The organism is Enterobacter cloacae complex sp. P1B, from assembly GCF_014982345.1.
GTDB classification, from domain to species: Bacteria; Pseudomonadota; Gammaproteobacteria; order Enterobacterales; family Enterobacteriaceae; genus Enterobacter; species Enterobacter bugandensis.
In genome coordinates, this window is sequence record NZ_JADCLF010000007.1 from 124,319 (window position 1) to 138,194 (window position 13,876).

The window sequence follows — 13,876 nt, forward strand, 5'->3', positions numbered from 1 at the left end:
CGATACCCTGGAGCAGCAGGGCACGCTGAGCGCGAAAGGCGATGCGAACGTCACGGCGCAGCAAACCCTGCGTAACGGCGGCAGCCTGCTGGCTGACGGCGCGATGAACGTGACCGCAGGCACTCTTGAACAAAATGGCACCCTGTCCGGCGCGACGGCGCTGACGGCGAAGGCCGATACCCTGACCAGCGGTCAGGCATCCCGTACCACCAGTCAGGGCAACGTCCAGCTTACTGCGACCCGCAGCGCCAGCCTGAACGGGCAGACGGACGCGGCGGGGGCATTAACCGTTACCACCAGCGATTTGATCTCCGATCGGGATGCCCGCCTGCAGAGCGGGCAGGCGCTCATACTTCAGGCGCAGAATGCGACGCTGAACGGCACCCAGGCGGCGAAAGGGGCACTGTCGGTGACCGCGGGCACGCTGATGCACGCCGGGAAATCCACCGGTAACACCCTGAATTTTAATGCGACCAACGACCTGACCAGCAGCGGGGAACTTGCCGGCGGTACGATCGGCCTCAGCGGACAGAACATCCTCCACTCCGGCGTCGCAAAAGCGGACCGCATGACCCTGACGGCAGCCGACCGCATCACCACCCGCGGTTCGCTGGTGGCCGATAGCCTGTCGCTGGACGGTGCGTCGGTGGAGAACGGCGGCCTGCTGCAGGGAACCACCCTGCTCAATCTGAAGACCGGATCGCTCGCGAACCTGACCGGAGGCTCGCTCTACAGTTCGCAGGATTTAACGCTGAATATCCCGATGCTGAATAACAGCGGGCTTATCACCACCGACGGTACGCTGCGCATTAAAGGCGACACGCTGACAAACCAGGGTGAAATCAACGGCGTCAGTCTGAGCAGCGATTATCTCAACCTGAGCAACAGCGGACGCCTGCTGGCGGACGAGCGGATCACGCTGAACGGCACCACGCTGGTCAACGCGGGCAATATTGCGGCCAGCGACCTGCAAATGACGGCGAACAGCCTGCAGAACCAGGGCACCGTTCAGGGGGAAGATACCCTGACGCTTGGCGTGGCAGACATTACTAACCGTGGTGCGCTGCGCAGCAGCGGAACGCTGACGCTTAACGGCGACACGCTTGCCAACAGCGGCGAACTCAGCGCCACCGCGCTGCTGCTGAACCTGACCCGCCAGGCCGCCAACGATGCCGACGGTCGGGTGATTGCCCGTGACGGCCTGACCCTGACCGCCGCCAGCCTGACGAACGGCGGGTTGATGGCGGGCACTGACGCCCGGTTCAACAGCGCGGCAATCACCAACGGCGGCACGCTGCAGGGAACCCATTCTCTGACGGCGACGGGGGCGCAGCTCAGCAACCAGCAGTCGGGCATGCTGCTCTCCGGTGGCGCGCTCGAACTGCACCACACCACGTTAAACAACGCCGGGCTTCTGCAGGGTAATACCCTGAACCTGGCCACCGGCGAGTGGATCAATACCGGTAATGCGCTGGGGGAAACGGGCGTAACGGCGGCAGTGACCGGCGCGCTGACCAACAGCGGCAAGGTGCTCAGCCAGCAGACGGTGGACGTGCAGGCTAGCAGCACTGATAACCGGGGCCAGCTGCTGGCGAAAGTGTTGACCCTGCGTGGCGACCTGCAGAACAGCGGCCTGCTTCAGGGCAGCAGCACGCTGGCCTGGTCCGGCGATAGCTTCGCGAACCAGACTCAGGGGCAGGTGACGGGCGGCGAGACCCTGACCCTGAGCGGAAAAACTCTCAGCAATGCGGGCAGCCTGCAAGGGCGCAGCGCGACGCTTGGCGCAGAAAACCTGAGCAACCAGGGCAGCGTTCAGACGCTGGATGCCCTGACGCTTGCCGCGACCGGCAGGCTGGACAACAAAGGGGCTCTGCTCAGCCAGAACCTGTTTTCGCTGACGGTGGCGCAGCTGTTTAACGACGGCCAGCTGGCCGGGAAAGCGCTGGCGGTGAACGCCGCGCAGCTGACCAACTCCGGCATTCTGCAGGGTAACGACACGCTGTCGCTGACAACCCGCGCGCTGAGCAACAGGAATACCGGACAGCTGGTGAGCGGCAGCGACCTGGATTTAAACCTCACCACGCTTGATAACGCCGGTCTGCTGCTGGTGGACGGCGGGTTCACCCTCCGGGGAAGTGACCTGACGAACCAGGGTGATATTCAGGCGCTGAGCCTGGATCTTGGCCTGAGCAACACCCTGAAAAATATGGGGAATCTCGTTGCCACTGACGATGTCACCCTTAACGCAACGACGCTGACCAACAGCGGCACGGCGGCGGGCAAAACGCTGACCGCAGGCGCAGCGGAGCTGCGCAACAGCGGCCTGATGCAGGGCAGCAACGCCGTTAACGCCATCGCCGATAGCTTTATCAACGAGCTGAACGGCAAATGGCTCTCCGGCGGCGGCTTCACGCTGAAGGGCGGACAGCTGACGAACGCCGGTACGCTACAGGGCGCGACGCTGGGCATGACGGGTAGCACCCTGAGCAACAGCGGCACGGTGAACGGGCTGATGGGGCTCAGCGGCACGCTCAGCGGGACGTTAACGAATACCGGGCTGCTGCAGAGCGGCGGCGCAACGACCTTCAACGCGGATACCCTGGCGAACCCGGGGCGCATCATGGGCGGCACGCTGTCCCTCAACGCTCGCGATCTCAATAACGGCGGGCTGATGCAGGGAACGAACGGCCTGGCGCTCACCGGCACCACGCTGACCACCGGGGCAAACTCGCGCACGCTTTCCGGCGGCATGCTGACGCTGGACGCAGACCTGCTGACCACCCAGGGCACGCTGCAGGGGAACGGCGCAGACATCCGCGCCACCGAGTGGACGCACGGCGGGTCGCTGCTCAGCCAGGGGACGCTGACGGCAAACGCAGGCGGTACGCTGACCTCAACAGGCTCGCTGATGAGCCAGGGCGGGGTGGATATCAGCGCCCGGACGCTGGATAACCGCGGGCAGCTTCTCAGCGAGGATAACGTCACGCTCGGCGGCAGCACGCTCAAAAACAGCGGCACCGTGCAGGGGAATAGCCTCACGCTGGGTCAGAGCAGCATTAACAACCAGGGCACTTTAACCGGCCTGCAGAGCCTGACCCTGCAGGGGCAGCAGCGGCTGATGGCGCGCATGGCGATGGCCGCGCCGCAGCCGGAACTTATTAACGGCGCAGGCGGCAAGCTGCTCACCCAGGGCACCCTGACAATAACGTCCGGTGCGGTAACCAACGCCGGAAGCTGGCAGGCACAAAACATTCTGCTTAACGCCCAGTCGCTCACCAACAGCGGCGCGGTGCAGAGCGCCGACGCGCTGCAGATGACGCTGGCCGACACGCTCACCGGGACCGCAGGCAGCAAGATCACCGCGCTGGGCAGCGCGACGCTGCAGGCTGCCACGCTGGTGAACCAGGGGCAGTGGGCGGCGAAAAACCTGACGCTGAAAAGCGGCACGCTCAGCAACAGCGGCGCCATCAGCGGCGTGAATGGTCTGACCCTCAGCCAGACCGGCGCGGTGAGCCAACAGTCATCCGGAACCCTACTCTCCGGTGGGGCGCTGAACGTTACGTCGGCGTCCGTTACCAGTGACGGCAAAATTCAGGGTAGCACGCTCGGTATCACCACCGGGGCGCTTACCAATGGCGGACGTCTGCAGGGCGATAACGGCGCGACGCTGGCTCTCAGCGGGACGCTGACCAACAACGGCGGGGGCGAAATCGTCAGCCGCGATGGCCTGACGCTGACCACACCCACATTATTTAACTACGGCCTGATCCAGGGCGGCGGCGAGACGCGCGTGACCGCCTCCTCGCAGGCGCGTAATGATGGCAGGCTGCTTTCCGGCGTGCGCCTGACGCTCGGCACGCCGCAGTTCACCGGCACCGGCTGGCTGCAGGCCACCGACCTTATTCTTAATGCGGCAAGCGCCACTAACGGCGGTACGTGGGTGGCCGATCGCGCCACGCTGACCGGCACCACGCTTGCCAGCCAGGGCACCACCCAGGCGGGAGAGTTAACAGTTAACTACGGTCAGCTGAACAACAGCGGCACGCTGCTCGGCAACGCGCAGCTGAACATTAATGCCGACCAGGTGACCCAGAGCGCGGGCGGCAAGCTGCTGAGCGGTGGCAACCTGTGGCTGCAGAGCAAGGGGCTGGACGTCGTAGGTCAGCTGGTCTCTCTGGGTGATTTAACGCTGCAGCTGACGAACGCGTTTACCAGCAAAACCGCCGTGGCGGCGGGCAGAACCCTGACCATCAGCAGCGGTGGCGACATCGATAACCGCAGCGTGCTGCAGGGGCAGGCTGTCAACCTCAATGCGGGCGGGCAGCTTAGCAATAACGGACAAATTACTACCGGCGCTGGTGCCAGCACCCTCTCCGGCAGCAGCGTGGCGCTGAACGCTGCGGGCTCGGTGCAGGGCGGGGGCGACATTACCGTTGCCAGCCGGAGCAATATTACCGTCGACGGCTTCACCGGCACGCGCGGCTCGCTGACCCTCAGCGCGCCGGGCTCCATCGTCAACACCGCGCTGCTGTATGCGGCGAATAACCTGGCGCTTTTTGCCGACAGCATCACCAACCAGCGCGGCGACATTATGGCGGGGAACAACCTGTGGATGCAGCGGGATGCGGCGGGGAATACCAACAGCCAGGTGGTAAACACGTCGGGGAATATTGAGACGCAGGGTGGTGATATTACTGTTAAAACCGCTAATTTGCTCAATCAACGTGCCGGATTAGCAACATCCACAACCACCAGTTCGTCGCCTGCTTATGACTGGGTAGGTCAGGCAACTGTAGACATACCCGCGTCGGTTCTCGGAATCGATACGCTTGTTCAGGATAGCTACAGCACTTACACCCATGATGGTTCAGGTACATGCGGGGGAGTTCCCTGTTTCATGTATGAGGACACGCATTACTACTACAGACCAATTACAGGTTATGGAACGCGTAAATATGCATTGAATCAGACAGCACAGGTTGTAAATGCTGAAGGTGGAAGCGCTCGTATTTCTTCAGGGCGTAACCTGACTATCACTGCCGCAGAGTTGAACAATCAGGCGAGTGCAATCCTGGCGAATAGCAATATTACGCTTGCAGGAAACACGCTGAATAATCAGAGCTATCAGAGCGGAACTTATACAGAATATGCTGTATATAAATATGTCAGCCCCTCATATGGCGGGGGTTCTCCCGGCTCCTACTCTCCAACCCATCGCAATACTTACTACGACAATGACGTAACCTATGTATTAGATGGGCATGTCACAGAAAGTGAAAATGGTGAAACATTCCGCGCCGTCATCCAGGCTGGCGGCAACGTCACCGCAAACTTCACCAGTAACATCAGCAACACCAATACCACCGCTAACGCGGGCGGCGTCAGCAACGTTATCTCCACGCCGTCCCTGAACACCCTCAGTAACCAGACTATCGGCAGCGGAGTGCAAAAACAGGGGCTAAGCAATACCGGCACCGTGGCGGTGAATTCGCCGCAGTGGAACGATCAGCTCCAGGGTGCGCTACAGCAGCTTAACGGCGGCGGGGCGCTGGAAAACAGCGGCGCGTCCGGCACGTCTCTCAGCAACATTGCCACCACGCAGAAAGGCAACGCCAACCTCGGCCAACTGGGTGCACTGGCGAACGCCGGAGCCACCACCGCCGATCTTAAAACCGCTCAGGGCGGGGCTGTCGGGCATTATCAGGGCCAGCGCGTCGATACCAGCGCTTACCCGCTGCCGTCGGGCAACAACGGCTATTTTGTCTTCTCCGACAACCCAAAAAGCCCGTACCTGATCAACATCAACCCGAAACTAAACGGCCTGGGGCAGCTCGATCCCGCCCTGTTTGCCGATCTGAACGCCATGCTCGGGGTCAAGCCGTTGTCCACTGCACCACAGGAGACGCGGCTGGCGTTTACCGACGAGAAGCAGTTCCTCGGCTCGTCTTACATGCTCGGCCGTCTCAACCTGAACCCGGACTACGATTACCGCTTCCTGGGCGATGCGGCGTTCGATACCCGCTATGTTTCCAACGTGGTGCTCAACCAGACCGGTAACCGCTACCTGAACGGCATCGGCTCCGATCTGGATCAGATGCGCTATCTGATGGACAACGCCGCGGCAGCGCAGCAGTCGCTGGGCCTGCAGTTTGGCGTCTCGCTGACCGCCGATCAGATTGCCGCGCTCGACCACAGCCTGCTGTGGTGGGAGAAAGCCACCGTCAACGGCGAAACGGTAATGGTGCCGAAACTCTACCTGTCGCCGAAGGACGTCACCGTCAATAACGGCAGCGTGATCGCGGGCAACAACGTCACCCTGAAGGGCGGCAGCATCACCAACAGCGGCAGCTCGCTGCTGGCGAATAACAGCCTGACGCTCGACAGCCAGAACAGCATCAGCAACCTCAACAGCGGACTGATGAAAGCGGGCGGCGACCTGAACCTGAGCGCCATCGGCGATATCAATAACATCAGCTCCACCATCAGCGGTAAAACGGTCGCGCTGGAGAGCCTGGACGGCAGCATCAACAACCTGACCCAGGTTGAGCAGATTGATATCAACGCCAAAGGGAAATACAGCAACATCGGCCTGAAAGACACGCTTCTGGGCAACACGGCGTCCATTACTGCGCAGGATGGCCTGTCGCTTGAGGCGGGGAAAAACATCACCGTGACCGGGGCGAACCTCGCCTCCGGCGGCGACATGCTGCTGAACGCGTGGGGCGATATTGCCGTCAACGCGAATCAGATCAACGACGCGTACAGCTCCAGTCGGGAGAAAACCAGCCGCTCATCCGTCACGTATCAGGGTAGTAACGTCACCGCAGGCGGCAGCCTGCTGATGAATGCCGGACACAACCTCGACGTGACCGCCAGCGACCTGAAGGCGGGCGGCAGCGCGGGGCTGAGCGCGGGCAACGATCTCAACCTGAACGCGGCACAGACCAGCGAAAGCAGCCGTAAAGGGAAAAGTGAGTCCCACAGCACCGGGCTTGACCGTACCACGATTTCCGCAGGCGATAACCTGGTGCTGAAGGCCGGGCAGGATATCAATGCGCAGGCCGCCGCGCTGGCGGCGGAGAAAAACGTCGGGCTGCAGGCGGGTCGCGACGTGAATCTGGCTGCGGAAGAGACCACACAGGGCGACAGCTATAGGTCAGGCAAGAAAACCGTTATTAACGAGTCGGTACGTCAGCAGGGAACCGAGATCGCCAGCGGGGCGAATACGCAGATCCTCGCAGGGCGCGATGTCACCACCGAAGCCGCGCAGGTGACGGCGAAGGGCGATATCGGCGTGGTGGCAGGCCGCGACGTCAGTCTCGATACCGCAACCGAAAGCGATTATCACTACAAAGAGGAGACTAAAACCAAGAAAGGTTTCCTGAGCAAGAAAACCACTCACACCATCGAGGAGAACAGCGCGACGCGTGAATCCGGCTCTTTGCTGAGCGGTGACAACGTGCTGGTGGTGGCGGGCAATAACCTTCTGGTGAACGGTTCCGCCGTGGCGGGCGATGGCGATGTGCAGCTTAAGGCGGGCAACAACGTCGATATCGTGGCGGCCACCAACAGCGACACCTCCTGGCGCTTTAAGGAAGAGAAAAAATCCGGTCTGATGGGCTCGGGCGGGATTGGCTTCACCATCGGCAGCAGCAAAAGCACGCACGATCTCCGTGAGAAGGGCACCACCCAGAGCCAGAGCTTCAGTACGGTGGGTTCGACGGGCGGTAACGTCGCGATTTCTGCCGGAAACCAGGCCCACATTGGCGGCGCGGATCTTATCGCCGGGAAGGATTTAAGCCTCAGCGGCGACAGCGTCATCATCGAACCGGGGCATGACAAGCGCACCCGGGATGAAACCTTTGAGCAGAAGAAAAGCGGGCTAACCGTGGCGCTCTCTGGCACCGTCGGTAGCGCTATAAACAATGCCGTGAGCGCGGCGCAGGAGACCAAAGAGCAGAGTGACGGCCGTCTGAAAGCCCTTCAGGCCACCAAAACGGTGCTGTCCGGCGTGCAGGCCGGGCAGGCAGCGGATATGGCGGCAACCACCGGCGACCCGAACGCAATGGGTGTGAGCCTCTCGCTGACGACCCAGAAGTCGAAATCACAGCAGCACGCTGAGAGTGATGCGGTGGCAGGCAGCACGCTGAACGCAGGCAACAATCTCTCCATCACCGCGAACGGTAAAAACAACGGCGCGAACAGCGGCGACATCGTGATTGCGGGCAGCCAGCTGAAAGCCGGGGGCGACACCACGCTGGATGCACAGAACGACATTCTGCTGTCCGGCGCGGCGAATACCCAAAAAACCAGCGGCAAGAACAGCAGCAGCGGTGGCGGTATCGGCGTGAGCATCGGTGCAGGAGGTAGCGGCGCAGGTATCAGCGTATTTGCCAACGTCAACGCCGCGCACGGCAAGGATAAAGGCAACGGGACCGACTGGACCGAAACCACCATCGACAGCGGCAAAACCGTCACCCTTAAAAGCGGGCACGACACCGTGCTCAACGGGGCCCAGGTTAACGGCGATAAAATCGTGGCAGATGTCGGTCACGACCTGCTGATGCGCAGCCAGCAGAACAACAGCGACTACGACAGCAAGCAGACCAGCGTTGCGGCGGGGGGCAGTTTCACCTTCGGCACCATGTCCGGTTCAGGCTATATCAACGCCAGTCAGGATAAGATGAAGAGCCGCTTTGATTCGGTGGCCGAACAGACCGGGCTGTATGCCGGGGACGGAGGATTCGACATCACCGTGGGACATCACACCCAGCTTGATGGCGCGGTTATCGCCTCTACCGCCACGCCTGACAAAAACAGCCTCGACACCGGGACGCTGGGCTTCAGCGATATCCACAACGAGGCGGACTTTAAAACCTCGCACTCCGGTATCAGCCTGAGCGGCGGCGGCAGCTTCGGGGATAAATTCCAGGGCAACCTGCCGGGCGGCATGATCTCCGCTGCGGGTAATAAAGGCCATAAGGAAGGCACCACGCAGGCCGCTGTGGCGGAGGGCTCCCTCACCATCCGCGATAAGGCAAACCAGAAGCAGGACGTGGCCGATCTGAGCCGCGATACCGAACATGCTAACGACAGCATCAGCCCGATCTTCGACAAGGAGAAAGAGCAGAACCGTCTGAACGCAGTTGGGATGATCAGCGACATTGGCAGCCAGGTGGCGGATATTGCCAGGACGCAGGGTGACCTGAACGGGCTGAAGGCGGCACAGAAAGCATCCGGTGAGACGCTTCCCGCAAATGCGACAGAGGAACAGCGCCAGAACTATCTTGCGAAGCTGCGTAATACCCAGGCATACAAAGAAGAGATGGTGAAGTACGGAACCGGCAGCGATCTGCAGCGTGGTATCCAGGCGGCCACGGCAGCGCTTCAGGGACTGGCGGGCGGCAATATTGCCGGTGCGCTGGCGGGGGCATCGGCACCGGAGCTGGCGCATATGCTCAAATCTACCGAAGGCGATCCGACCGTCAATACCGTTGCGCACGCTATTCTGGGCGGCGCTGTGGCGGCTCTCCAGGGGAACAGCGCTGCAGCGGGAGCTGCGGGGGCCGCGTCAGGGGAGCTGGCTGCGCATGCGATAGCCAGCCTGCTCTATCCGGATGTGAAAGACCTGTCGAAACTGAGTGAAGATCAAAAGCAGACGATCGTTACGCTGGCTTCCGTATCGGCGGGGATGGCGGGTGGATTGGCGGGAGGGAGTACGGCTTCGGCAGCTGCTGGGGCGCAAGGGGGAAAGAACGCGGCTGAGAATAATGCAACCTCCATTCCGCTCCCCTCCGGCCTTGATAACTACATGAACGCCGTGGGGTCATGGAATCAATATGCTGAAAGCCAGGGCTTATCTGTAGAAGAAAAACAGGCCGGTCTGGATAAACTGGCGAAAGGCGACTTACCTGAAGGCGCTAACATCACAAAAGTGATTGTCGAAGGTTACCAGGATGGGGTAATGATCGGAGCTGCCTGGTATTTAGGACCTGCGGCATCCGTGGGTAAAGTTGTTGGCGGGGGAGTGATTGCGGAAATCGCCAACGGGGGGTACCAGTGGTTTAGTCTGAGTCAGCCTGGCAATGAAAATAAATCATGGGATTATAAAAGCAGCATTAGTGCTGGCGTAGGAGGAATGCTTGCTCCGGGCAGGAATACCTGGCAAAACGTCGGCATAGCTATGGGAGGGGCATTCTTTACTGATGGCCCAGATACGGGATCGCTTATTGGTTCAGCATTAGGTTCATGGGCTGGCGGTAAATTCGGTGAGCTGGCACCTTTCCCTGGGGAAGTTAATGATCTGATTGGTGGTTTGGGAGGGGAGTTAATCGGCGATAAAGTTAAGGATAAAGTTAATGGCAAATAAAAAGACGTTTCATCGGGCTACGTTTTTGGTTTTTCTGCTTAGTACCCTTTATTACGGCGTATGTTTTTTTGCACTTATTTTTATTGTAAACAATGTGCTGATCGAGTTTATAAGCTCTGGAAAGATTGATTTTTCATCAAAATCATTAAGTTATTTGTCTGTGGTGAGCGCTATTGTTGGCGTCGCCGCAGGTGCCAGAGTATGGCTCTTTGCAAAGATAGATGAACGCAAAGCGAGAAGATCATCCTCAATAGATCGCCACTAATTGACAGGCCCATCCGGGTTGTATGGACATTTGATATGCCTGGGAAATATTCTTTCCAGGCATAACTTCGCTACAAACGAGACCTTCCTGACGATTTTTTCTTACAGGCTACCCCAGCCTCTCCACCCTCGTCTCCCCCTCCGCCATCGACAGCTGATACAGGGAAAACGATCTGTGCTTCTCAATCAACGTCGCCAGCTCCGGCGAGTGGCTGGTGAGCCAGATCTGCGAGTAGCGGCTGGCCTCGGCGATTAAGCTCGCCAGGGCGGGCAGCATCTGTGGGTGCAGGCTGTTTTCCGGTTCGTTTAACGCGATAAACGCCGGCGGGCGCGGGCTTAACAGCGCCACCGCCAGGCACAGAAAGCGCAGGGTGCCGTCGGAGAACTCCGCCGGTTCCAGCGGCCTGCTCAGCCCCTCGCGCTGCATCATCATGCGAAAACGTCCACCGCTGTTGTCGCTGTAAAACACGCAGCCGGGGAAGGCCTGATCGAGAATGCGCATCAGCAGCAGCTCGTCGCCAATCTCCACTATGGTCTGAAACGCCGCAGCCAGGTTGGCGCCGTCGCTGGCCAGCACCGGGGAGCGGAAACCGACCTGCGGGGCGCGCATCGCCGAGCCGATTGATACAGAAAACTCATGATAAAAGCGCCAGTTACGAAGGGACTCGCGCATCTGCGACACTTCCGGGTAAAGGTGCGGTTCGCCGAGCTGCCCGAATACCGATTCGTTCTCGTACAGCGTGCCGCTGTGGGTCACTTTTTCATGATGTACATTGTTCAGAAATACGGCCTGATTCCTGCGCTTCATCAGCTGTGACGAAGGACGACGGTGCTGGCCGCTCAGCCAGATGGACTCCTCTTTGATCACCGGGTCGAGCTGAAACTGTGAGGGATACGGCAGCTTCTCCACAAAACCGACCTGCAGTTCGTATTCGTAGGTCTCTGTTTCCACGGCCAGATTCATCCGCCGCAGCTGGTCGCTGCGGGTTTTGCCTGCCCAGAACACCTTCAGAATGCCGCCCTCGTTCGCCAGCGCCTGGGAAAACTGCCCTTGCGCGGCGCTGTGCATCAGGTGTATCGCCTTATAAATATTGGATTTCCCGGTACCGTTCGGCCCGAAGACGATATTGAGCTGCTCCAGCTCCAGCGACATCTCGCGGATGGAGCGGTAGTTTTGAATGTGCAGGGTGTTAATCATTTTTGTTCCCACGCAAAATTTCCCTGAAATGCGTGACCAGTGGACGCTGGTTGGCCTTATGCCACGCCGCCCACAGTTGAGTTGAGTAAGGCATCCACGTTAGTTCGCGCAGTATCACCCCTTCCGGTGCGTTATGACGCAGGCTGTGCTGGATGAGCGCCAGTCCAAGCCCGGCGGCCACAAGCCCCAGTGCCGTTAGCGGTTCACCCGCCTCCAGACGAATGGTCGGGTTAAATCCAGCCTTCACGCAGGCGGCAACAAACTCGTCGCGGGAGTGAGCATCATCGTTGTGAATGACGGCAATCCACTCCTGATCCGCCAGTTGCGCGGGCAAAAGGACTTCTTCCTGAGCCAGAGGGTGATGTTGCGGCAATGCCAGCAGCATTTTGTCATCCAGCACCTGAATATATTCCAGGTCTTGCTCGCTTTCCGCAGGTGGCGTGTCGACCAGTGAAAAGTCGAGGCTGCGCTGACGCAACCCTTCGATCTGCGTGGCGGGTGGTTGGCTGTAAAGGGCTATATGAACGTCCGGGCGGGACTGGCGCAGTGTGCGTAAGGCGGTAGAGAGCACACCGGAGTGCATCGCGTTTTCAATATAGCCGATACACAACCCCCCATCCTCACCGCGGCCTAAGCGCTTTCCGAGAGACTCCAGACGGTTCGCGTGGGTCAGCAGGGAGCGGGTCTCAGCGAGGAAAGTTTGCCCGTCGGCGGTTAAACGTATGCGCTGCTGGTTGCGTTCAAAAAGCATCAAACCGAGGCGTTCTTCAAGCTGGGCAATCTGGCGGCTCAGCGGAGACTGAGAGATATGCAAACGCTCGGCGGCACGGCCAACGTGCTCCTCTTCTGCCACCACCACGAAATATTTCAGCTGTCGTAAATCAATCATGTCAGACCTCAAAGGACTCAAGTTAGACGAATTATGTCCTATCAAGTCATAACCTCGCAAGGTATTGTGATCAGCGTCACAGGGCGACAGCGAAATCGCCCGACCTGAACCCAAAAACTGAGGACATCTTATGAGTATCAAAAATCTGTTACCTGCAAACATCGGCCTGGGCGGCGCACCGCTGGGCAACATGTTCCGCAACATTCCTGAGGATGAAGCATTGGCCACCGTACACGACGCCTGGAAACTGGGCGTGCGTTACTTCGACACCGCACCGCTTTATGGCTCTGGCCTTTCCGAACTGCGCATGGGTGAAGCGCTGTCTCAGTATCCTCGCGACGAGTATGTGCTGAGCACCAAAGTAGGCCGCATCATGCTCGACGAGATGGAAGATCCCGCGACCCGTGATTTTGGTGAGAAAGGCGGTCTGTTTGAACACGGTCTGAAAAACAAAATTCTCAATGATTACTCCGCTGATGCCACGCTGCGCTCTATTGAGGATAGCCTGAAACGACTGAAAACTGACCGTCTGGATATCGTCTGGATCCACGATCCAGCGCAGGATTTCTACGGTGACAGCTGGCTGGAACAGTTTAATGTGGCGCGTACCGGTGCGTTCCGTGCCCTGACTCGCCTGCGAGAAGAGGGCGTCATTAAAGCATGGGGTCTGGGCGTAAACCGCGTCGAGCCGTGCGAGCTGACGCTGGCGCTGGATGAGCCTAAGCCCGATGCCTTCCTTCTGGCGGGCCGTTACTCTCTGCTCGACCATAAACGCGCCTTACAGCGTCTGATGCCAGAGGCGCTGGAGCACAATGTCGATATCGTGATCGGCGGTCCCTACAGCTCAGGCGTGCTGGCCGGAGGGGAGCACTTCGAATATCAAAAAGCCTCTCCGGCTATTCATGAGCAGGTGGCACGTATTCAGGCTGTTGCCGCGCAGTTCAACGTGGATGTAAAAGCTGCGGCACTGCAGTTTGCGCTGGCGAATCCGGCCGTCGCCGCCGTGATCCCTGGCTCCAGCCGCCCTGGCCGTATGGCTGAGGATTTGGCTGCGCTAAAAGCCACCATTCCAGCGGCATTCTGGGAAGAGATGCGCCGTCAGGGTCTGGTTGCTGAGAATGCACCGCTGCCCGTTCGTTAATCACCGCGGGGTCGT

General features: G+C 59.7%; 5 protein-coding genes. 3 read left to right on the forward strand and 2 right to left on the reverse strand.

Annotated features, from left to right (window positions below; translation table 11 throughout):
- The first annotated feature begins 103 nt into the window (after positions 1-103).
- The gene (locus INF77_RS07795; protein ID WP_370552750.1) at positions 104-10,369 is read left to right on the forward strand and encodes a hemagglutinin repeat-containing protein; all 10,266 of its coding nucleotides are present in this window, start codon (positions 104-106) and stop codon (positions 10,367-10,369) included.
- On the forward strand, positions 10,359-10,634 hold the full coding sequence (locus INF77_RS07800) for a hypothetical protein (RefSeq protein ID WP_126818377.1): 276 nt from the start codon (positions 10,359-10,361) through the stop codon (positions 10,632-10,634). Before INF77_RS07795 ends, INF77_RS07800 begins: the two co-directional genes overlap by 11 nt.
- 108 nt (positions 10,635-10,742) lie before the next feature.
- On the opposite strand, the gene INF77_RS07805 is transcribed toward INF77_RS07800, so the two are convergent.
- Entirely contained in the window at positions 10,743-11,831 is a 1,089-nt protein-coding gene (locus tag INF77_RS07805) for an AAA family ATPase (protein ID WP_028014993.1), read from the reverse strand.
- Positions 11,824-12,720 carry a LysR substrate-binding domain-containing protein gene (locus tag INF77_RS07810; protein WP_044597397.1) on the reverse strand — a complete coding sequence of 299 codons (897 nt, stop codon included), beginning with the start codon at positions 12,718-12,720 and terminating at the stop codon, positions 11,824-11,826. Before INF77_RS07810 ends, INF77_RS07805 begins: the two co-directional genes overlap by 8 nt.
- A gap of 130 nt (positions 12,721-12,850) precedes the next feature.
- On the opposite strand from INF77_RS07810, the gene INF77_RS07815 reads away from it, so the two are divergent.
- Entirely contained in the window at positions 12,851-13,861 is a 1,011-nt protein-coding gene (locus INF77_RS07815) for an aldo/keto reductase (RefSeq protein ID WP_126345619.1), read from the forward strand.
- The last annotated feature ends 15 nt before the right edge of the window (positions 13,862-13,876 follow it).